21 protein-coding genes, 1 pseudogene and 1 riboswitch are annotated in these 19,796 nt (G+C 65.3%); of the genes and pseudogenes, 9 read left to right on the top strand and 13 right to left on the bottom strand.

The window, feature by feature from the left end:
* Nucleotides 1-4 precede the first annotated feature (4 nt).
* Nucleotides 5-211 (top strand): annotated as a pseudogene (locus tag ATY76_RS03810) (hypothetical protein); the annotation flags it as partial.
* A 256-nt stretch (nucleotides 212-467) separates the two neighbouring features.
* Here the strand turns inward: ATY76_RS03810 and ATY76_RS03805 are convergent.
* Complete coding sequence (locus tag ATY76_RS03805) at nucleotides 468-1,472, bottom strand: SDR family oxidoreductase (RefSeq protein WP_088673417.1); 1,005 nt, start codon at nucleotides 1,470-1,472, stop codon at nucleotides 468-470.
* Between the two features lie 287 nt (nucleotides 1,473-1,759).
* Here ATY76_RS03805 and ATY76_RS03800 point away from each other — a divergent pair, with 287 nt between their 5' ends.
* Nucleotides 1,760-2,782 carry an LLM class flavin-dependent oxidoreductase gene (locus ATY76_RS03800; RefSeq protein WP_088673416.1) on the top strand — a complete coding sequence of 341 codons (1,023 nt, stop codon included), beginning with the start codon at nucleotides 1,760-1,762 and terminating at the stop codon, nucleotides 2,780-2,782.
* A 464-nt stretch (nucleotides 2,783-3,246) separates the two neighbouring features.
* On the top strand, nucleotides 3,247-4,152 hold the full coding sequence (locus ATY76_RS03790) for a LysR family transcriptional regulator (protein ID WP_088673415.1): 906 nt from the start codon (nucleotides 3,247-3,249) through the stop codon (nucleotides 4,150-4,152).
* On the opposite strand, the gene ATY76_RS03785 is transcribed toward ATY76_RS03790, so the two are convergent.
* Nucleotides 4,115-5,389 carry an MFS transporter gene (locus tag ATY76_RS03785; RefSeq protein WP_088673414.1) on the bottom strand — a complete coding sequence of 425 codons (1,275 nt, stop codon included), beginning with the start codon at nucleotides 5,387-5,389 and terminating at the stop codon, nucleotides 4,115-4,117. The two genes, ATY76_RS03790 and ATY76_RS03785, sit on opposite strands and share 38 nt — an antisense overlap.
* Nucleotides 5,386-6,027, bottom strand: a complete 642-nt coding sequence (locus tag ATY76_RS03780) for a helix-turn-helix domain-containing protein (protein WP_088673413.1) — start codon at nucleotides 6,025-6,027, stop codon at nucleotides 5,386-5,388. The genes ATY76_RS03785 and ATY76_RS03780 overlap by 4 nt, the downstream gene beginning before the upstream one ends.
* Nucleotides 6,028-6,185: 158 nt before the next feature.
* Here ATY76_RS03780 and ATY76_RS03775 point away from each other — a divergent pair, with 158 nt between their 5' ends.
* Nucleotides 6,186-6,869, top strand: a complete 684-nt coding sequence (locus ATY76_RS03775; protein WP_088673412.1) for a class I SAM-dependent methyltransferase — start codon at nucleotides 6,186-6,188, stop codon at nucleotides 6,867-6,869.
* Here ATY76_RS03775 and ATY76_RS03770 read toward each other — a convergent pair.
* The 5 genes from ATY76_RS03770 to ATY76_RS03750 all read right to left on the bottom strand — a co-directional run bounded on the left by ATY76_RS03770 (nucleotide 6,866) and on the right by ATY76_RS03750 (nucleotide 11,882).
* Nucleotides 6,866-7,657 carry an ABC transporter ATP-binding protein gene (locus ATY76_RS03770; protein WP_088673411.1) on the bottom strand — a complete coding sequence of 264 codons (792 nt, stop codon included), beginning with the start codon at nucleotides 7,655-7,657 and terminating at the stop codon, nucleotides 6,866-6,868. The genes ATY76_RS03775 and ATY76_RS03770 overlap by 4 nt on opposite strands.
* 7 nt (nucleotides 7,658-7,664) lie before the next feature.
* Nucleotides 7,665-8,657 carry an iron ABC transporter permease gene (locus ATY76_RS03765; RefSeq protein ID WP_088673751.1) on the bottom strand — a complete coding sequence of 331 codons (993 nt, stop codon included), beginning with the start codon at nucleotides 8,655-8,657 and terminating at the stop codon, nucleotides 7,665-7,667.
* Between the two features lie 41 nt (nucleotides 8,658-8,698).
* On the bottom strand, nucleotides 8,699-9,703 hold the full coding sequence (locus tag ATY76_RS03760; protein ID WP_088673410.1) for an iron ABC transporter permease: 1,005 nt from the start codon (nucleotides 9,701-9,703) through the stop codon (nucleotides 8,699-8,701).
* A gap of 19 nt (nucleotides 9,704-9,722) precedes the next feature.
* Nucleotides 9,723-10,691 (bottom strand): ABC transporter substrate-binding protein, encoded by a 969-nt coding sequence (locus tag ATY76_RS03755; protein WP_088673409.1) that lies wholly within the window; start codon nucleotides 10,689-10,691, stop codon nucleotides 9,723-9,725.
* A 99-nt stretch (nucleotides 10,692-10,790) separates the two neighbouring features.
* The gene (locus ATY76_RS03750) at nucleotides 10,791-11,882 is read right to left on the bottom strand and encodes an adenylate/guanylate cyclase domain-containing protein (protein ID WP_088673408.1); all 1,092 of its coding nucleotides are present in this window, start codon (nucleotides 11,880-11,882) and stop codon (nucleotides 10,791-10,793) included.
* 325 nt (nucleotides 11,883-12,207) lie between these two features.
* Between ATY76_RS03750 and ATY76_RS03745 the strand changes: the two genes are divergently transcribed.
* Nucleotides 12,208-12,432 (top strand): hypothetical protein, encoded by a 225-nt coding sequence (locus ATY76_RS03745; protein ID WP_088673407.1) that lies wholly within the window; start codon nucleotides 12,208-12,210, stop codon nucleotides 12,430-12,432.
* A gap of 84 nt (nucleotides 12,433-12,516) precedes the next feature.
* Here ATY76_RS03745 and ATY76_RS03740 read toward each other — a convergent pair whose 3' ends face one another.
* Together ATY76_RS03740 and ATY76_RS03735 are read right to left on the bottom strand one after the other, a co-directional pair.
* Nucleotides 12,517-12,852 (bottom strand): hypothetical protein, encoded by a 336-nt coding sequence (locus ATY76_RS03740; RefSeq protein WP_088673750.1) that lies wholly within the window; start codon nucleotides 12,850-12,852, stop codon nucleotides 12,517-12,519.
* 183 nt (nucleotides 12,853-13,035) lie between these two features.
* A complete protein-coding gene (locus ATY76_RS03735) occupies nucleotides 13,036-13,482 on the bottom strand; it encodes an SRPBCC family protein (RefSeq protein WP_088673406.1) in 447 nt (148 codons plus the stop codon).
* A 574-nt stretch (nucleotides 13,483-14,056) separates the two neighbouring features.
* A riboswitch (FMN riboswitch) is annotated at nucleotides 14,057-14,201 on the top strand.
* Nucleotides 14,202-14,281: 80 nt separating this feature from the next.
* Here ATY76_RS03735 and ATY76_RS03730 point away from each other — a divergent pair.
* On the top strand, nucleotides 14,282-14,716 hold the full coding sequence (locus ATY76_RS03730) for a 6,7-dimethyl-8-ribityllumazine synthase (RefSeq protein ID WP_088673405.1): 435 nt from the start codon (nucleotides 14,282-14,284) through the stop codon (nucleotides 14,714-14,716).
* A gap of 146 nt (nucleotides 14,717-14,862) precedes the next feature.
* A complete protein-coding gene (locus ATY76_RS03725) occupies nucleotides 14,863-15,552 on the top strand; it encodes a VOC family protein (protein WP_088673404.1) in 690 nt (229 codons plus the stop codon).
* A gap of 358 nt (nucleotides 15,553-15,910) precedes the next feature.
* Here the strand turns inward: ATY76_RS03725 and ATY76_RS03720 are convergent, their stop codons facing one another.
* Complete coding sequence (locus tag ATY76_RS03720; protein ID WP_088673403.1) at nucleotides 15,911-16,684, bottom strand: DUF1194 domain-containing protein; 774 nt, start codon at nucleotides 16,682-16,684, stop codon at nucleotides 15,911-15,913.
* A gap of 186 nt (nucleotides 16,685-16,870) precedes the next feature.
* Nucleotides 16,871-17,773: a LysR family transcriptional regulator gene (locus tag ATY76_RS03715; protein WP_088673402.1), complete on the bottom strand. Its 903-nt coding sequence runs from the start codon at nucleotides 17,771-17,773 to the stop codon at nucleotides 16,871-16,873.
* Between the two features lie 188 nt (nucleotides 17,774-17,961).
* Between ATY76_RS03715 and ATY76_RS03710 the strand changes: the two genes are divergently transcribed.
* Nucleotides 17,962-18,687 carry an SDR family oxidoreductase gene (locus ATY76_RS03710; protein ID WP_088673749.1) on the top strand — a complete coding sequence of 242 codons (726 nt, stop codon included), beginning with the start codon at nucleotides 17,962-17,964 and terminating at the stop codon, nucleotides 18,685-18,687.
* Nucleotides 18,681-19,169: a RidA family protein gene (locus tag ATY76_RS03705; RefSeq protein ID WP_088673401.1), complete on the top strand. Its 489-nt coding sequence runs from the start codon at nucleotides 18,681-18,683 to the stop codon at nucleotides 19,167-19,169. The genes ATY76_RS03710 and ATY76_RS03705 overlap by 7 nt, the downstream gene beginning before the upstream one ends.
* 51 nt (nucleotides 19,170-19,220) lie before the next feature.
* On the opposite strand, the gene ATY76_RS03700 is transcribed toward ATY76_RS03705, so the two are convergent.
* Nucleotides 19,221-19,760: a Pycsar system effector family protein gene (locus ATY76_RS03700; protein WP_088673400.1), complete on the bottom strand. Its 540-nt coding sequence runs from the start codon at nucleotides 19,758-19,760 to the stop codon at nucleotides 19,221-19,223.
* Nucleotides 19,761-19,796 lie beyond the last annotated feature (36 nt).

Genomic DNA, 19,796 nt, shown 5'->3' with positions numbered 1-19,796 from the left:
CGCCGCCGATTACCTGTCGCTCGCCGCCGCCCCGACCTTCGCCCTCATGGCCCTGCTGACGGCCGCAACCGGCAGCCATGAGATGATCTGCATGACGACGCCCGATGCCTTCCCGATCGGAGGGATGGTGCCGATGTACCTGCTGATGAGCGGCTTTCACCTGGCGCCGTGGCTGAGGCTGGCTGGAAGGCCGGGTGTGGGCCGGCGGTGATTACTTCCGCCAAATCGGCTTACGTGCCGCATGGCACCCCCTCTGCCCTGCAGGGCATCTCCCCCACAAGGGGGGAGATCGGCAAGTGGCGCAAACTTCGCGTCCGTCTACCGTTTCGCAGGATCGTCACGCTCGTTGTTTGGGGAAACCATTGCGCCCAGCCAATCTCCCTCCTTGTGGGGGAGATGCCCGGCAGGGCAGAGGGGGTGTCGCGCACTCGGCACAAAAAATCCAGCACCGCAGACCCCGCAACCACCTACCAAAACCGATGCCGGTTGCCCAGAGCCGGCCGCCGGCGCGGCGGCGTCCTCGCGGCAGCACCCAGCGCCAGCACAGCGACGGCGACAAGGCCGAGAAGCAGCGGCGCCGTATATCGGTGCGGCGATCGCAGCCCGCCGTCGATGCGGGCAGCATCCGTGGAGGGTCGGTAGAGATTGCCGTCGCTTTCGACGGCGCGCGGCGCCCGCTTGAAATAGGCGGCCATCAGCCGGCCGAGCGTTCTGGCGGCGAGATTGGGCGCCAGCAGATGGGCGAGCCTCGTCGCAGTGGTGACCATGCCGACCGTGGTGGTGGCGCGCGGCGATCGGGCGACGCCGACGATCGCCTCGGCCACGCGGCGCGCATCGAGCACCGGCGGCGGCGCGGAAACCTGCCGCCCGACGAAATTCGCCCCGTGCCGCAGGCCCGGCGTATCGACGAAGGCGGGGTAGATGTCGCAGATGTGGATGCGGGGCTTGTCGGCGAGCTCCGCCCTCAGCGCCTCGGAGAAACCGCGAAGGCCGAACTTGCTGGCGCTGTAGGCCGCCGCAAACGGTGCCGCGGCAAAGCCGCCGAGCGAGATCATGTTGATGAAGGTACCTCTGCCCTGTGTCAGGAAGATCGGCACCACGGCATGGGCATCGTTGATGTGGCCGATCAGGTTGGTGCGGATGATCTGCTCATGCGCCTCGATCGGCGTTTCCTCGAACCGGCCGACCGCGCCGACGCCGGCATTGCTGACCCAGACGTCGATCCCGCCGAGATCCCCAGCCTTGTCGGCGAGCGCCTTGACGGCGGCAGGCTCGGTCACGTCGGTCACGACGGAGATCGCCTCCGCCCCGAGCCCTCTGCACGTCTCGGCAACCTTTTCCAGCGCCTCGCCGTTGCGCGCCGCCAGCACCAGCCTGCTGCCGCGCCGGGCAAAGGCCTCGGCGGTGGCCTGGCCGATGCCGCTCGACGCTCCCGTAATGACCACGACTGCATTTTCGAGCTTGATAGACATTGTTCCGCCTTTCTGTCCTGGGGGAAACGCAGCTCCGCGGCAACGCAGCCATTAAACCCATCTGCGAAACCCGAGTTCCCGGGCAATCGCTGGCTATGCCCGTCGGCGGCCGGCAGCACGGGGGAAAAACGACTCGTTTTCGGCCGCTTACGGAGATTGCTTCGCATCCCGCTTCAGCGGACACATCGGGCGAAGCCGCCGCTCCGTCCGATCCCGATTGTCTTCCCGCCTGAAACTGTGCCATGACCTCTCGACCCCAGCCACGACAACCCAAGGTGCGGCACAGCATGAAGAAGATCGGATTTCTCTCGTTCGGGCACTGGACGCCCTCGCCCCAATCGCAGACGCGCTCGGCGACCGATGCGCTGCTGCAGTCGATCGACCTTGCCGTCGCGGCCGAGGAGCTCGGCGCCGACGGGGCGTATTTTCGCGTGCACCATTTTGCCCGCCAGCTCGCAGCGCCCTTCCCGCTGCTTGCGGCTGTCGGCGCGCGGACGAAACGGATCGAGATCGGCACCGCCGTCATCGACATGCGCTATGAGAACCCGCTCTATATGGCCGAGGATGCCGGTGCGGCCGATCTCATCGCCGGCGGGCGGCTGCAGCTCGGCATCAGCCGCGGCTCGCCCGAGCAGGTGATCGACGGCTGGCGGCATTTCGGCTACGGCCCGCCGGAAGGCCAGAGCGATGCCGACATGGCGCGGCGCCACGCCGAAGTCTTCCTCGAAGTGCTGCGCGGCGAAGGTTTTGCCAAGCCGAATCCACGGCCGATGTTTCCGAACCCGCCGGGCCTGCTGCGCCTCGAGCCGCATTCGGAGGGCCTGCGCGAGCGGATCTGGTGGGGCGCAAGCTCCAACGCCACCGCGGTCTGGGCCGCCAAGCTCGGCATGAACCTGCAGAGCTCGACGCTGAAGGACGACGAAACGGGCGAGCCTTTCCACGTCCAGCAGGCCGACCAGATCCGCGCCTACCGCGCCGCCTGGAAGGAAGCCGGCCATGCCCGCCAGCCGCGCGTCTCCGTCAGCCGCAGTATCTTCGCCCTCGTCGACGAACGCGACCGCGCCTATTTCGGCTATGGCGGCGACGAAGGCGACAAGATCGGCTTCATCGACGAGAAGACCCGGGCAATCTTCGGCCGCAGCTACGCCGCCGAGCCGGATCGACTGATCAAGCAGCTCGCCGAAGACGAAGCGATCGCCGAGGCCGACACGCTGCTGCTTACCGTGCCCAACCAGCTCGGCGTCGAATACAACGCCCATGTCATCGAAGCGATCCTGACCCACGTCGCGCCGGCGCTCGGCTGGCGGTGAGGACGTCGGTTGCTGTGATGGGTTGATCGACGACCTAGACCCTGAGCGCTGGCCATCACAGCCGATGACGAGAGGGCGTGCCGTGTGACACCCCCCTCTGCCCTGCCGGGCATCTCCCCCACAAGGGGGGAGATCGGCAAGAGGCGCAAACTTCGCGTCCGTCTACCGTTTCGCCGGGTTGTGACGCCAGTTGTTTGGGGAAACCATTGCCCCCAGCCGATCTCCCTCCTTGTGGGGGAGATGCCCGGCAGGGCAGAGGGGGGTCATCCCACGGCACGCCCTCTCTCCTTATCTTGTCCCCACGTAAATCGCGGGCGCCCCAACAGAGCGCATCTCCCATCACATCCACCGCATAAACCAAGCCTCGGGACCTTCCTGCCTCGCTGGGCGTTGATGGTGCGAACCTTGAATCGGCCGCAGCACGACCGAATTAAGGCCGTAGCCCGAACCGCTCGAGTTGCCTCATGCCGCGCACGAACCTGAATGACATCCTGATCTTCATGGCCGTCGTCGATGCCGGGAGCTTCGTCGGCGGCGGGCAGGCGATGGGGCTGTCGCGCTCGGCGGCGGGAAAGGCCGTCATTCGCCTGGAAGACCGGCTCGGCGCCCGCCTGCTCAACCGCACGACGAGAAGCCTGAGCCTGACCGAGGAAGGGCGGCTGTTTTACGAGCGCGGGCTGCAGATCCTGGCCTCGGTCGACGAGGCCGAAGCGAGTGTCTCGGGCAAGAGCGGCGCGCCGCGCGGCGTGCTGCGCCTCACCGCTCCCGATGCCTTCGGCCGCCTCGTCGTACTGCCGCTGCTCGAAAAATATCTTCGGGCCTGGCCAGACCTGCAGGCCGAGGTGAGCTTCACCGACCGCCTTGCCGATATCGTCGAGGAGGGCTTCGACCTGGCGATCCGGATCGGCGCGATCCCGGCGGCGACAGACAGCCGGCTGGTCTCACGCGTGATCGCCAGCGACAAGGCGCGGCTCTGCGCCTCGCCCGCCTATCTCGCGGAGCGCGGCGAACCGCGCGATCTCGACGATCTCGCCGCCCATGACTGCCTGTTCTTTGCGAGCCGCAATCAAAGGCAGGGCTGGCGCTTTCGCGGCGAAGGCGGCGCCTGGGTCAAGGCGCAGGGCCGCAGCCGCCTGCGGCTCGACAATGGCGAGGCGATCCGCGACGCCGCTCTCGCCGGCCTCGGCATCGCCCTCCTCCCCGACTTCCTCATCGCCGGCGACCTTACCGCCGGCCGCCTCCGCCAGATCCTGCCCGACCTCGAAACCGACGACGCCAGGATCGTGGCGCTCTATCCCGACAAGCGCCTGCTCGAACCTCGCGTGCGCGGCTTCATCGACCTGATGGCTGAGGAGCTTGGGCGCAGCTAGAGCCGGATGCTTCAGGCGAGCCCCGGTCAAACCCGCGAAAACTCTTCAGCGCCAGCGGCGCAAGCGTGGTCGCAAGATAGGCAATCCCCATCAGGAATAGTGCGGCGGCAAGGCCGAGTGTGCTGATCAGCGCGCCGCCGGCGAGGCCGCCGAAGGGGATGAGGGCGAAGCAGAGGGCGGTGTTCAAGGCGGTGACCCGGCCGGTCAGCGGCTTGGGGATGCGCTCGAAGATCACCGCCGACAGGATCGGGTTGAGGAAGCCCGACGCGAAGCCTGCGATGGCGAGCGTCGCAAAGACGAGGCCGATCGGCGCATCCAGCGCGGGAACGAGAAAGCGCGGAAAGCCGGTCAGCAGGAAAGCCACCGTATAGACCGTCAGGCGCGGCATGCGCTCGCCGATCGCCGCGGCAATCGCCGCACCCGCGATCGAGGCGCCGGCGAAGGCGGCGAACATCGCGCCGAGCAGTTCGGGACCGTGGCCGCTCTCGCGTGTCCAGACCGGCAGCAGCACGGCATGATAGGCCTGGTCGAAGAGATTGGTGACCGCCACCATGGCGACGATGCTGACGAGCACGGCATCGCCGCGGAGAAACCGCCAGCCCTCGCGGAGGTCGTCGAGATAGGAAGCCCGTTCGGCCGATGGAATTTCCAGCGCGGGCGTGCGGCGCGTCGCGGGTATGCCCACGGCAACGATCAGTGCCGCGGCGGCGAAGGTGGCGGCATTGACGAGCAGCGCCTGGCCCGGGCCGATCAGCCCGATCAACGCTCCGGCGCCGGCCGCCCCCGCCGTCGAGGCCAACCGCTCGATGGCGCTGGCAACACCGGTCACCCGTTCGAGCGGCACGCCGGCGAGCGTCGCGATATCGGGAACCATCGCCTGCTTGGCCGCATCGGAGGGGCCGCGCAGCACGCCCATCGCAAAGACGAGCGGCAGCAGCACCGGCATGCCGAGCAGGCCAAAGAGATCGAGAAGCGGCACCAGAGCAACGACGAGCACCGAGGCGGTGTCTGAGATGATGGCGATGCGCTTGGCGCCGACGCGGTCGATCAGCGGTCCGCCGAGCGCCTTGGCGACGACATAGGGCAGCATCTCCACCATCGCCGTCAGCCCCGTCAGCACGGGGCTGCTCGTCGTGCTCAGCACCAGCCAGGGAATGGCGATGGTCGAAAGCCGCGTGCCGGAAAGCGAGAATGTCTCGGCGGCGGCGAGCGCCAGGAACGGCCCGCCCCGTCTCACGGCTTGTCCTCTCCTTCGCGATGCGGCAGGCGGCCGGGATAGGGAAAGGCGTGCAACATGACATAGAAGGGAACCATGCCGGCTTCCTGCGACGCCGCCTCCCCTAGCCGGGGGGCGGCCTGCATCGCGTCCAGGATGACATCCCTCAGCCGTTTCGTCAGCGCCTCAGCCTGATCAGCCGTCATCGGGATGATGATGTCGTCGGCGGCCGTCGCCTTGCGCCACTCGGCCGGCAGCTCGGCATATTCCTCTAGCGCCTGCTGCATCTGGCCGACCTGCAGCGAGAGTGCGGCCTGATTGAAGGCGATGTCGAGATCGAGCGCCTCGCCTTCCGCCTCGCTCGCCGGCACCGAGGTCAGCTCATGGCTGGCGCGCCACCAGCGGTCACGCCGCGAGGCATGCGGCGCCTCCTCGATGAAGCCATATTGGGCGAGTTGGCGCAGATGATAGCTCGTCGCGCCGCTGTTCAGGCCGAGCCGCGCGGCAAGCTGCGTCGCCGTGGCGGGCCCGTCGATCCTGAGCATGCCAAGCATGCGCAGCCGCACAGGATGCGCCAAGGCTTTCAGCGCGGTCGGTTCGGGCACGACCCGGCTGACGGTGCGGGCATCTGGGGCAGGTTGGGGGTGCGGATGTTTCATGCCTCAATCATACAATCGCAAACATATCTTTGCAAAGATTTCTTTGTAAAAAATCACGAACGTCGAAAGACGTTTGGAAACCGCCTTCCGATCTAGCCAAGCATGACCCCACATCCTAAGACCGTCCCCATGATCGGCATGATGCAAGGGGCAATGGGATGACCGAGGACGCACAGAAGAACATCGGCACGTGGTATATCGATCCCGATGCGGAAGATCGTATGGCCGATGGGCATGCGCCCATCTGGCGCCACCTGATCGGCCTCATCCTCGAGCGGGATCTGACGGACAAGAGCGTGCTCGATTTCGGCTGCAACCAGGGCGGCCTGCTGCGCCATCTCTATGCGATCCGCCCCTTCCGCAAGGCGCTCGGCATCGATATCGCCGAAACTTCGATCGCCAAGGCCGAGACGCTGAAGGGCAATCTGCCGATCCAGCATCAGGTCGGCGGCAGGCTCGACGGCTGGAGGGAAGAATTCGATCTCGCCCTCAGCCACGAAGTCATCTATCTCGTTCCCGATATCAACGCCCACGCCGCCGACATCTGGCGGGCGCTGAAGTCCGGCGGCGTCTATTATGCGGTGACCGGATGCCATACGGACAACCCGCTCTGGCCGAAATGGCGCGAGCTCGTCGCCAACCGCACCAACACCGTCGTCCAGGACCGGTCGATCACCGATTACGGCCGCGCCTTCGAAAAGGCGGGCTTCGACGTCTCCGCCCGCAAGCTCGAATATGACGGCTTCATTCCCTTCGTCGCCGACGGCTGGACGCCTGATTTCGCCGATGCGCTGAATTACTACACCCAGACCAAGATCGTCTTCAGGCTGGTGAAGCGCTAAGCTCGCTGAAGTTTCATCAGCTCGACATCGAAATGCGGCGGGCTGTCGGGGGCGACCTGGACGAAGCGGCCCCTGACGCGGAAGATTTCCTGGATGAGCCCGCGTTCGGCAAGCTCGCGCGGCGCGCCGTCGAATCGGAGTTCGCCTTTTTCGAGCAGCGAGATGCGGTCGCTGACGGCGATGGCCTGGTTGATGTCATGGATCGCCATGACGACGGTCACGCCCTTTTCCCGGCTCAGCCGATGCACGAGATCCAGCACCTCCACCTGGTAGCCGATATCGAGGAAGGAGGTCGGCTCATCGAGCAGCAGGATCTCCGCTTCCTGGGCGAGAGCGGCCGAAATCCAGGCTCTTTGCCGCTCGCCGCCGGACAGTTCCCGAAGGCTGCGGTCGGCGAGCCCGGACAGGCCGGTGCTTTCGAGCGCCCATTCGATCGCGTCTTCGTCACGTCTGTCATAGGAGCGGAACAGGCCGACATGCGGATAGCGGCCCTGGCGCACGAGCTGGGCGACGGTCATTTCGTCGGGTGCGGTCGGCTGCTGCGGCAGGAAGGCGAGCCTCTTCGCCAGCATGCGGCGCGACATGGAGGCGACGGCAACGCCGCCGAGCGACGCCCGGCCTCCGGCCGGCCGGATCAGCCCGGCCAGCGCATGAAGCGCCGTGCTCTTGCCCGAGCCGTTCGGGCCGATCAGCGCCCGGATCTCGCCCCTTTCGAGCGAAAGGCTGAACGCGCTGAGCGCCTTTCGCTGGCCGTACATCACCGAGAGGTCGGAACAGGACAGTGGCATTTCGGCCTCACATGGTTTTGCGCAGCAGCGCGAGCAGGAGCGGCACGCCGAAGACGGCCGTGACGACGCCGATCGGGATTTCCTCGGCTTGGCCGAGCAGCCGGCCGATGAGATCGCCGAGCGTGACGATGACGGCGCCGAGCACGATCGTCAGAACAAGCGACAGCATGAAATTCCGTCCCGCCAGGAAACGGGCGAGATGCGGCACGACAAGACCGATGAAAACGACAGGGCCGACCGCGCCGACCGCGCTTGCCGCAAGCGCAGAAGATACGATCAGCACGATCGAGAACTGTCTCTTATAGCCGAGCCCGAAAGAACGGGCGACGGATGCATCGAACTGCAGCAGCGTCAAGGGCCGGTAGATCACCGGCAGCATGGCAAGCCCGGCGATGGTGAAGGGCAGCAGGAAGAGCGCGTGATCCCAGCTGCGGGCGTAAAGGCTGCCCGACAGCCATTCGAGGATGATCTCGATGCGGGCAGATCCCCAGCCGGCGATGAGGCCGATCGCCACCGCATGCAGAACCGCCCCGACCGCGACGCCGCAGAGCGTGATGCGCAGCGCGCTGAGGCCGAGGCGAAAAGCCAGGAGATAGATGACGCCGCCGGCGAGCAGGCCGCCGGCAAGCCCCGCCGCCGGCAGCCAGGCGACCGGCAGTTCGGCCAGCGTGTTCGAGCCCGGCTCGAAGATATAGACGGTGAAGAGCAGGAAGACCGTCACCGACAGCGTCGCGCCCTGCGACACGCCCATCAGCGACGGATCGGCCAGCGGATTGCGGGTGATGGTCTGCAGCAGATATCCCGCCAGCGAAAAATGGATGCCGGCCAGAATGCCGGTGGCGATGCGCGGCAGCCGGATATCGAGAATGATCAGCCGCGCTTCCGCCGAGCCGCCGCCGGTCAAGACGGCCGCGACATCGCCCATCGGAATATCGGCGACGCCGAGGAAGATCGCCGCCGCCAGCGACAGGACCGTCAGGATGGCCAGTGCGGCGGCCATGCCGAAGCCTGGCGAAGCGGCCGATGTCGATGCCGGGGCGCTCATCGGGTCTCGCCCGCTAGGCTCAGCCGCCCGCGCTGGACGAGATAGATGAAGACAGGGCCGCCAAGCAGCGCGGTGACGATGCCGACCGGCAGCTCGCGCGGGATGGCGATGCTGCGCGCCAAGACGTCGGCGACGGTGACGATCAGCGCGCCGAGGGCAGCGCTAAGGCCAATCTCCCATCCCGTGCCGCGCGGTTTGAGCAGCCGGGCGATTTGAGGAGCGGCGAGCCCCACGAAGGCGACCGGTCCGGCGACCGGCGCGACGCCCGCGACTGGAAGGACGGCGAGAACGAGGATGAGCGGCTTCCACAGGCCGAGCTGCAGGCCCATGCCGGCCGCCGCATGATCGCTCAGCCTGAACATGGCGATGACACGCCGCAGCAGCAGCGCGCCGGCGACGCCGGCGATCGTCCAGGGCAGCATGTAGAAGAGATGCGACCAGCTGCGCCCCTGGAAACCGCCGGCAAGCCAGAAGAGCAGCGATGCCGATTGCGGCCCGGTCAAAAGCAGCACATAGGTGGTGATCGCGCCCAGGAAGAGCGAGACGCTGACGCCGCCGAGCGCCAGCTGCAGCGGCCGTCCCTGCCCGCCATGCGACACCCAGAACGTCACCGAAGCTGCCGCAAGCCCGCCGGCAAGGCCTATGAAGGGATAATAGGCCGGCGATACCAAGGGCAGGAAGACGAAACAGCAGACGATCGGCGCGACCGCCCCCGATGTGACGCCGGTGATGCCGGGATCGGCCAGCGGATTGCGCGTCAGCGTCTGCAGCACATAGCCGGAAACGGCAAGCCCCGCCCCGCCGGCGGCAGCCGTCAGGCTGCGCGGCAGCCGCAGCGTCCAGACGAGAATGGATTCGATCTTGCCGTCGGGCGCCAGGAGCACGCGAATGACGGTTTCAACCGACAGCGTCTTGGCGCCGATCAGCAAGCCGATCAACACCGCCAGAATGGTGGCGATGACGATGAGCCCGATGGTCAGGAATGATTGCCGGGGGCTCATCGCCGGTCTCGTCCCCGGCTTAGTTCTGCAGTTCGGCCGGGATCAGCTTGGCGGCTTCCGCCTTGACGTCGACGGCCGGGAACGTGTCGGGATAGAGGTAGTGCGCGGCCTCGCGCAGCACGATTTCGCGGGCGATCGGCCCGTTGGTCTCGACCCACTGGTCGCCGACATAGAAGACCCGGTTGTTCTTGACCGCCGAAAGCTGCGACCAGATCGGGTTGCTCTCATGCGGTCGATCCGGACCGGAATCGTAGACGAAGATCACTTCCGGGTCCTTCTCCAGCATGGTTTCGAGGCTGAGGTCGATGCCGAACTCGCCGACCGGGGTCTTCGGGCCGGGAACATTGTCGCCGCCGATCGCAGCGACGATCGAGGCCGAAGTGTTTTCCGTGTGGAAGGCGAAAGGTGTCGCACCGCCCCACATGATCAAAAAGCGCGGATGCTTGTCCTTCGGCGCCTTGGCGGCGAATTCCGCCAGATGCTTGCGGAAATCGGCGTTCAGCTGCTCGCCGCGCTCGGGCTTGCCGAGCAGCTTCGAAAGGGCGGCGGTTTCGCTGTAGCTCTCTTCGAGCAGCTCCATATTATAGGCGACGTAAGGCGCGATGTTCTGCAACTGCGCCGCATTGCCGACCGTATAGCGGCGGATCGCGATGATCAGGTCCGGCTTGGCTTCGGAGAGAAGCTCGAGATTGGGCTTGGCGCGCTGGCCGATCTGCTTCATCCCGGCGGTCAGGCCGAGCAGGAAGTCCGGCTCGCGGCCTGCCGTCATATACGTGCTGGCGACCGGCTTGATGCCGAGCGCGAGTGCGACGTCATCGGCGAAATAGGAAATCGAGGCAATGCGCTTCGGCTGCGCCGGGACTTCGACGGTCACGCCGCGATCATCGACGATCGAGACCTTCTTGCCGTCATCCGCCTGGGCGGCTCCCGCGATAAGCACCGCGGACAGGCTGAGCGCCGAGAAAAATTTACGTGCGTATCGAGTCATGTCTGAAAACTCCCCTCTCGTGCCGGCAGGCTTTAGCCAAAAAAGCGGAGTTTAACAATCATGATTTTCTTGCGCGTCTCCTTCGAAGACGATGCTGGCTCAGCCCTCGGCCAGAGTGAAGACGGCACAAGGCTCGGCAATCCCGCGCAGGGCATGCTCGCCGAGCGGCGTCAGGGTGGCTTCAGTGTTTTCTGCGACGGCGCCCGAGATCAGCACGCTTCGGCCGAGCGGCTTGCAGAGCCCTTCCAGCCGGCTGACCAGATTGACCGCCGGGCCGATGGCGGTGAAATCCAGCCGGTCGGCCGCGCCGATATTGCCCCAGAGGATCTCGCCGAAATGCAGCGCGGCGCCGAAGGGCAGCGGCGCCAGCCCCTCGGCCTCGCGCATCCGGTCGAGATGGATCATGCCGGCGCGGATGGCCGCGACCGCCCGCAGCGCCGCCTCGCAGGCTTCGCGGTCGCCCCGGGCTTCCGCGCCTGTCGTGACCGGAAAGATCGCCAGCACGCCGTCGCCGATGAATTTGAGCACCTCGCCGCCGAAGGCATGTACGGCGCCGGCGACGCGGTCGAAATAGGCGTCGAGCGCGGCGATCATCGCATGCGGCTCGGTGACTTCGGAAAGCGCGGTGAAATCCCGCAGATCGGCGCAGAGAAGAGCGGCACGGATGGTTTCGCCGGTGCCGCGGGCAAGCGCGCCCGATTGAACCCGGGCCGCACTGCGCCGGCCGAGATAGGCTTCGAGCAGCGCCGTCCGCGCCTCCCGCGCCGCAAGTGCGGCGAGCGGCGCGGCGGCAAAACGCGCGACCTCCCGCAGCCGGGCGGCTTCTTCGGGAGCGAAAGCCTCCGCCCCTGCCTCATTGGCAATGCCGGCCCAGCCGAGCAGCGGGTCATCCTGCGAAGGCCCGATCCTTTCCTCCCAGACCGGCCCGAGCCCGGCCAGCCACTCGCGCCCGGCATCGCTGCGTGGTGCTGCGGCAAAGGCGAGCGCCTCGATGACCGCCCCGGTCTCGGCCCGCCACAGCCAGGTGCGCCGCGCAATGATCGGATGCGGCACCGAAAGCGTCAGGGCGCCGCCGGAAACCGGCAAGCCTTCGGCAAGCAGCCGGCGCCCGAGCTCGGCCAGAAACCGCTCGGGACCGGGCGACGCCGCAGCCTCGTCAACCAGCCAGGCAAGGGAGGAAGGCAGATCCATGAGTCGAGAATGGCACCGCCCCCAAGGCTCCGCAAGCCCGGGGCATCCGCCCGCGGATGCTCCCGCGGCCCGGCAGGACAGCCAAGGGCTGTCCGGAAGGGCCTCCTCTCGGCTCCATCTCCCCCAGGGCATCCGCGTGCGGATGCTCGCGCATCCCCAACGAATCTCCCGCCGGAGCCGTCCCATCACCCCTGTCAACCCCACCGCTCAAAAAGCCTGTTGAAAACCCGCTTCTTCGGTCGAAGACAACCAGATATACACCTTTGAATTGCGGGACATTCGTTTCATAATGTGCCAGCCTGTCCTTAGCGATTGAGGGGTTGCTATGGGCACGACATTCTGGCCGAAAGATCCGCTTGATGGGAATGACATGACGCTGCTGACGACGATCCTTCGGCGGTGGTGCGCACGCTATGAGATCGAGTTCACCGCGGAAGAGAGCAAGCGGAAGGCGAAGGAACTCGTCGAATGGTTCGAGTTCGGCGTCAAGGACCCGATCGAGCTCGAAGAGCTGATCGACGGCAAGCACTGGCTGGTCAGCCGGATCTGACCTGAGCGTGATTACAGTTTCCAAAAGAAAAGGCCGGGCGAAACATCGCACCGGCCTTCGTTCGTCAGCCTCATGTGGAGGCTTTTAGTAGTCGTCCCGCCAGCGGCGCTCGCGGTCCCAGCGGCGTTCATGGCGCCAGCGCGGGCCATCCCAGTCGCGGTGGCGGCGTTCCCACCCCCAGCGGGGCGGACCGCCATAGAAAGCCACCGGCGGCGGGCGGCGCCAGTTGCGGCGGCATTCGCCCCAGCGGGTCAGGTGCCAGCCGCGGCCGCAGGCGTAGTCGACCTTGGTGACATCGCCCTTCGTGACATCGCTCGCGACCTTGCTCGGGACGTTGATTGTTCCCATCGGCATCGCCTGCGCTGTGCCGATCGAGAGGCTGCCAGCAAGCAAGGCAGCCGCGATAGAAAGTGCCTTCATCGAAAACTCCATTTCATCCAGCCGTACCCACCTTAGGGTTGGCAAATTGAACTGGAGATGAACCGGGCATTCATGTTTGCAGGTGAAAAAACCGTGCTTTTTGACGGCCGATCGGAGCCCGGCCGGCCGTTTTTCCCGCAGCGGCAAGCGCTTGAGAAGCGCCCCGCGCCCGCGGAAAATCATTCATGTCCTTCCGTAAAAAGGATCAGGACCCGGATCGCGGCCGGCAGCGACCGCGGTGAGCCGTCCGAGATAATGCGCCCAGCCCTCGGCATGGCCGGCGCACTGCTCCTCGCTCGGCAGGCCGCTATGGGTGAGTCGGAGCAACGTCCCGTCCGGCTGCTCGATCAGGTCGATCTCGACCAGGCTGGAGCCCGGCGGCACCACCTCGCTGCCGTCCCACCCGAAGCTGTAGGCAAGCCGATGCACCGGCACGACCTCGCGAAACGAACCTCTGGCGAAGCGCGCGCCGGTGACGTTGACGAGATAGAGCCCGCCCGGCTCCGGCTCGATCTCGGCCTCCGTTCCCATCCAGCGCAGAATCTTCTCCGGATCGGTCATCAGCGCAAACACCGCCGCCGGCGGCGCCGCAATATGCGCCTCGCGGCGCACGACGAAAGACTCTGGCATGCCTCCCTCCCATAATAGTGGCGGCTGGCCCCGCCTGATGCGGGACGGCGCGTGATGCTGTTTCGGCGTGAATGTCCTCATGGAAGGATGTAGGCGGAGGCGCGCGCTGAGCAAGGGCGATGGAAGCCGCTCCTCGCATCGTCGGCACCGGTGCCGCTACTAAACCGCTGCAACGCCACTCGCCATTGTGCCTTCGCTTCCGCTCCGTGCATTCGCGGCTCGGCCGCTCACCCCCTCATCTGCCTGCCGGCATCTTCTCCCCGCCGGGGAGAAGCGGAATCGCCGCAACGTCTCGCTCCCTTTGGAACGTTCGCAATGGAATGAAAACCCGTGCGGCTTGCTCCCCCTTCTCCCCAGCGGGGAGAAGATGCCCGTTAGGGCAGATGAGGGGGGTGAGGAGCGAAAGCGACGAGCGCCTTGAGCGCAAGCGAAAGGCAAGTGGCTTCCATCACGCCTGTGGATAGGTAGGTAGAGGACGATCAGCCGAAGCATGACGCCCCCTGAGATTGCGGCCCACACCGCCTCAGAACCAATTCCCCCCTATTGCCAGCGCGCCGCCTTGCCCCTATTGTCGCGCCGTTCTCAGGGCGGGGTGAAAGTCCCTACCGGCGGTATGCAGTTTCGATTGCGAGCCCGCGAGCGCCTTCTCTAGGGAAGGGTCAGCAGATCAGGTGAGATGCCTGAGCCGACGGTCATAGTCCGGATGAAAGAGAACGCGCGTTCCTGCTGCCCTTGCCGGCAGCCGGTGAACGTTCGTGATCGCCTTGGGTGACGTGTCTGTACGCCAAAGGAGATTACCATGACACCCACCCGTTATGCCTTCGTCAAAGCCGGCTGGCACGCCGATATCGTCGACCGTGCGCTCGAAGGTTTCCAGCAGCTTATTCCCGCTGAGCAGATCGACGTGTTCGACGTTCCCGGCGCATTCGAAATGCCGCTGCTGTCGCGCGATCTTGCCGCGTCCGGGCGCTATGGCGCCGTCATCGCCGCCGCCTTCGTCGTCGATGGCGGGATCTACCGCCACGAATTCGTCGCCCAGGCCGTCGTCGATGGCCTGATGCGCGCCGGCATGGATACCGGCGTCCCGGTCCTGTCGGTCTCGCTGACGCCGCATCACTATCAGGAAACCGAGCACCACACGCAGATCTACCGCGCGCATTTTGTCGAGAAAGGCCGCGAGGCGGCCCGCGCCGCCCTGATGATCGGCAAGACGCGCGCCGCTCTTGCGGCATAAGGAACCGCGCAACAGGCGGCGGGACCAGCCCGCCGTCTTCTCCTTGCGAAGGGAAGAATTGATTCGACGCCTCGCCCGCGCTGTGGTCCACTCGACCCGACATGTATCGCCATTCTTAATGCGTCCAAACCTTGAGGGAGCTGAAGATGAGCAATGCAATGCGCAGTGAAACCCCCACAGAATCCATCAGAACACGGCCCGCCGACACCAAGCTCGAAGTGGTGGTCATCCCCGTTTCCGACGTCGACCGCGCCAAACGTTTTTACGACGGCCTCGGCTGGCGGCTCGACGCCGACTTCGCCAATGACGCCGATTTCCGCGTGATCCAGTTCACCCCGCCCGGCTCCGGCTGCGCCATCATCTTCGGTAAGAACGTGACCGCCGCCGCCCCCGGCTCCGCCCAGGGCCTCTACCTCATCGTCTCCGACATCGAGGCCGCCCGCCGCGATCTCATCGCCCGCGGCGTCGCGGTGAGCGAGGTCTTCCACGACGCATCCGGCGTCTATGCCGGCAAGGACGAACCCTATCTCTTCGGGCGCCTGCGCATCGCCGGCCGCGATCCCGAGCACCGTAGCTACCGCTCCTTCGCCTCCTTCAGAGATCCGGACGGCAACGGCTGGCTGTTCCAGGAAGTCACCACCCGCCTGCCCGGCCGCATCGACGCCGAAGAAACGGCCTTCTCGACCTCGAGCGACCTCGCCTCCGCGCTCCGCCGCGCAGCCAGCGCCCACGGCGAACACGAGAAACGCAACGGCGGCAAATACGACGAGAACTGGCCGGACTGGTACGCCGAATACATGGTCAGCGAACAGGCCGGCCGGGAGCTGCCGCTATAGGCAGCGGCAGGATCGTCACTGCTGAGATTTGCGGCAGGACGCACTGTTGCGGCGCGTCCTTCGAGGCTCCGGCCTCTGGCCTGCGCTCCTCAGGATGAGGAGCGTTGGAGAATGCCGCGCTGATAAAAGCAGGCGGAGGATCTTGCGTCGGTTGCTCACGAGCGCCTTGATCCCGCAGCAGCCCGTCATTGAGGCGCCTGCCGCCAACGCCCCTGGTTCGACGGCGCGGCACGCCCCAACGCCCCTAATTGAGGGCGCGGCACGCTCCAACGCCCCTCATCCTGAGGCGCGCAGGCCAACGGCCGGAGCCTCGAAGGACGCGCTCCGGCATCGCTCCTTGCGAGGCACACGCCACCGCTCACCGCTCGAATATATCCCGCCACTGCTTCTCGCCGATCAGGCAATCCGTCGTCGGCAGGCCGGCGATCTTCCGCGCCTTTGCCGGCGGGGGAAGGCCGCTGATCTCAAGCACCAGCTTGCGGCGCACGGCGATGGCGAAATCCTCGATCTTATGGACCGGCAGCACGAAGGCGCCGGGGCCGCCGATCACGCAATCGGCGTAATATTTGTCGAGCCCGCCCGGCGCATCGGAAGGGCGCAGCATGATGGCGAGGCCGTTGATGACCATGCCTCTTGCCACCGCCTTGTCCCGGGCGGGTGTCACCGGATCGCCTGAATTGTTCGGGCCGTCGCCGGAGATGTCGATCACCTCGCGCCGGCCCTGGAAGGGGCTGGTGACGATCATGCTGGCGCCCTGGTCGATGGCGGTGGAGATCGAGGTGCGCCGCTGGGTAGCGATCGGCCGGGCGCCGAGCTTGTCGGCAAAGGCGATCGCATCCGCTTCCGTCTCGATCACCTGCCAGTCGATCATCGAATCCTGGACGACATAGCCCGCCCATTCGAAATAGCTGATGGCGATGCGCCCGGTGAGCCCGCTCTGGACCGCGGCGATGAATTCCTTGTGCTTGAGCGCCTCGACGTAACCCTCGCGCTGGATGCTGATCTCCTCGAAATCCATCGACCGCGAGGTGTCGACGGCAAGCACCAGCGTCACATCGACCTCGTTTGCCGCCGCCTGCGCCGCCGGAGCGACACCGGAAAGACTCATGAGCACCGCAAGCGTCGTCAGCATCGGCAGATCCCCACGCATTCAAGCCGCGCAACTCTATCACAGCTTGGTCTGGGAAGGGTGCACCGGCACGCGCGCCGCTTCAATTTTCGGTGATGGAAAAGCGCTCGGCTCGCCATTTCGAGGCTGTCATGACCGCGGTGCCTCTGAGTTGGCAGCTTCCCTGCCTCAGCGTCAAACCCACGCCCATCAATGCAGCGGCAGCCATAAGGGACTTTTCCATGCCTTCAGCGCTTCGAGAAAGACCTGCAGGCGCAGCGGCAAAAACCGCCGGGTGGGATAGACGGCATGCACGAAGATTTCCTCCGACGACCAGTCCGGCAGCAGGCGGACGAGCTCGCCTTTGCGTATCTCTTCGTCGCAATAGGTCGAGGGCAGCAGCCCGATGCCGTGGCCGCGATAGGTGAAGGCGCTGACCGCGTCGAAATCCCGGCTGGAGACCGGCCCCGATACCCTGATGTCGATCGATTTCCGTCCGCTGACCAGATGCCATTCCGCTTCACCGTTGCGGCCATTCAAGAGCACGCAGTCGTGATCCCTGAGGTCCTCGGGCTTCGAAGGAGGTGCCCTGCCCTTCAGATAGTCCGGGGCGGCGACGAGATATCGGACGCTCTTGCCGAGCCGCTGCGCGACGATGGAGGAATCCTTCAATTCGCCGAAGCGGATGCCGAGATCGATATTCTCGGCCACCAGATCGAGGAACAGGTTGGTGACGAAGAGATCGATCTGAATATCGGGATAGGCCTTCAGAAAGGAAGAGATGAATTCGTAAAAGGCCTCCTGTCCGAAGATGACGGGAACGGAGATCTTCAACAAGCCTTCCGGCTTTCTCTGCGTTTGCGTGAGCGCCTGCTCGGCATTGAGCAGATGGGCGAGCGGCTCGCTGCACCTGGCGTAATAGGCTTGGCCCTGCCCAGTAAGACTGAGCTTACGCGTCGTGCGCTGGATGAGCGTGACGCCAAGCTGCTCTTCGAGCGACGTCACCTTCCGGCTGACGGTTGAAACGGGCATGCCGAGCGAGCGAGCCGCACGGCTGAAACTGTCATACTGCGCCACCTTCACGAAAACAGCGATGTCGTTGAGATCGGCCATGTCGGGACTTTTGCATTAATGCAAAAGAGAATCCAGATATTTCCATCTAATTGCGCAATCTGGTTTTCGCCATATTCACCTTGCGAAACAACCACAACCCGATGGCGGCGCGATCGCAGCGGCCCCATCTCGAGCGACCCCGCCTTTGCATGGCCCGCGTTGCCCGAACCAGATCAATGGAGTTCAACATGACCAAGCAAAAGACAGTCATCGTCACGGGCGCCTCCCAGGGTATCGGAGCCGGCCTCGTCAACGCCTTTGTCGAGCGCCGCTACAACGTCGTGGCCACCTCGCGTCAGGTCAGCGCCTCGGATGCTCTCAAGGCTTCCGATAGGCTAGCCCTCGTCGACGGCGATATCGGCGATGCCGAGACCGCGGCCCGCGTTGCCAGAACGGCGATCGACCGCTTCGGCTCGATCGACGCGCTCGTCAACAATGCCGGCATCTTCCTGACCAAGCCCTTCATCGACTACACGATGACAGATTTCCGCAAGCTTTCCTCGACCAATCTCGAAGGCTTCATCCACCTGACCCAGCAGGTCATCCGGCAGATGCTGGCCCAGAAGACGGGCGGCAGCATCGTCAGCATCACCACGCCTCTGATCGACCATCCGATCGCCGGCTTCTCCGCCTCGGTTTCCATGATGACCAAGGGTGGCATCGACGCCATCTCCAAGAACCTCGCAATGGAATATGCAAGCGATGGAATCCGCGTCAACACGGTCGCTCCCGGCGTCGTCGACACGCCGCTGCACAAGGACAATCCGAAGGATTTTCTGAAGACGCTCTCGCCGATGGCAGGCATTTCCAATGTCGATGAGATCGTCGATGCGGTGGTCTTCCTGACCGAAGCGCCGCGGATCACCGGGGAGGTGCTGCACGTCGACGGCGGCGCACATCTCGGCAAATGGTAAACCCGCTCGAAACGAAGGCAGCCGGCGCGGAACGCCGGTTGCAGGATCTCGGCATCGCCCTTCCCCCGCCGCCGACGCCCTTCGGCGCCTATGTCGAGGCGGTCAGGACCGGCAAGCTGGTCTTCTTCAGCGGCATGCTGCCGGTCGTCGACCGCAAGCCCCGCTATATCGGCCGCGTCGGCGGCGCACTGACTGCCGAAGACGGCCGCAAGGCGGCCGAGACGGCGACGCTGAGCGCCCTTGCCGCCGCCAGGGAATATCTCGGCTCGCTGGACCGGGTGGCAAAGGTCGCCAAGCTCGGTGTCTACATCGCCACCGAAGGCGACTTCCGCGACCATCCGAAGGTCGCCGACGGCGCATCTGAACTGCTGCTCCAAGTCTTCGGCGAAGAAAGGCTCTCCGGCCGGGTCGTCCTCGGCGTCGCCAGCCTGCCGTTGGGTGTACCGATCGAGCTCGAGCTCATTCTTGAGGTCGAGGACTGAATACACAGGGCGCGCCTCGGCGCGCCCTGTAATTTTTCCGCCGCTGCTCCCTCACCCCGCAATCAACAGCAAGACATACGCGATCACGCTCACCATCAGCCCGCGAAAGGCGAAGGTGACGCAGCGGTATTTGTTGCGGGCGATGGCGGAGAGGATGTTGGCGTTTTCGAGATACTGGTCGAACAGATAGCGCTCGTCGCGGCGAAGGGCGGCGTCGAAGAACATGTCGCGATGCTTCGGCCAGGCGCCCCAGAACAGCGAGGTGGACGTCCCGAGATGCCGCGGCAGCACGACGAGGATCGCCGACAGGATCGAAAAGACCGAGGCTGCCGCAAGCAGGCCGGAGAACAGCACGCTGCCCGACGTGCCGCCGGTATAGCGCGCCAGGCTGAAGACCGCCCTCACCTCGCTGGAGCTGACCAGAAAGGCGAGCATGAAAGTAAAGATATAGGCGGCCTTTTGATCGGATATCTTGATCTGATCATAAAATATGTCGTTGATTTTCTTGATATGATCGAAATACTCGGTGCTGACGTCGCCGCTCGACGGATTGCTCAGCATAACCTCCGTGGCACTTTCGAATTCGCTCACCTGAATACTCCACCCCTAAAGTGTTTCCCTGATAGT

This window comes from Rhizobium sp. R339 (genome assembly GCF_002211395.1).
Taxonomy (GTDB): Bacteria; Pseudomonadota; Alphaproteobacteria; order Rhizobiales; family Rhizobiaceae; genus Rhizobium.
The sequence above is the reverse complement of the archived record's forward strand: the minus strand, read 5'-3'. Positions and strand labels throughout refer to the sequence as shown.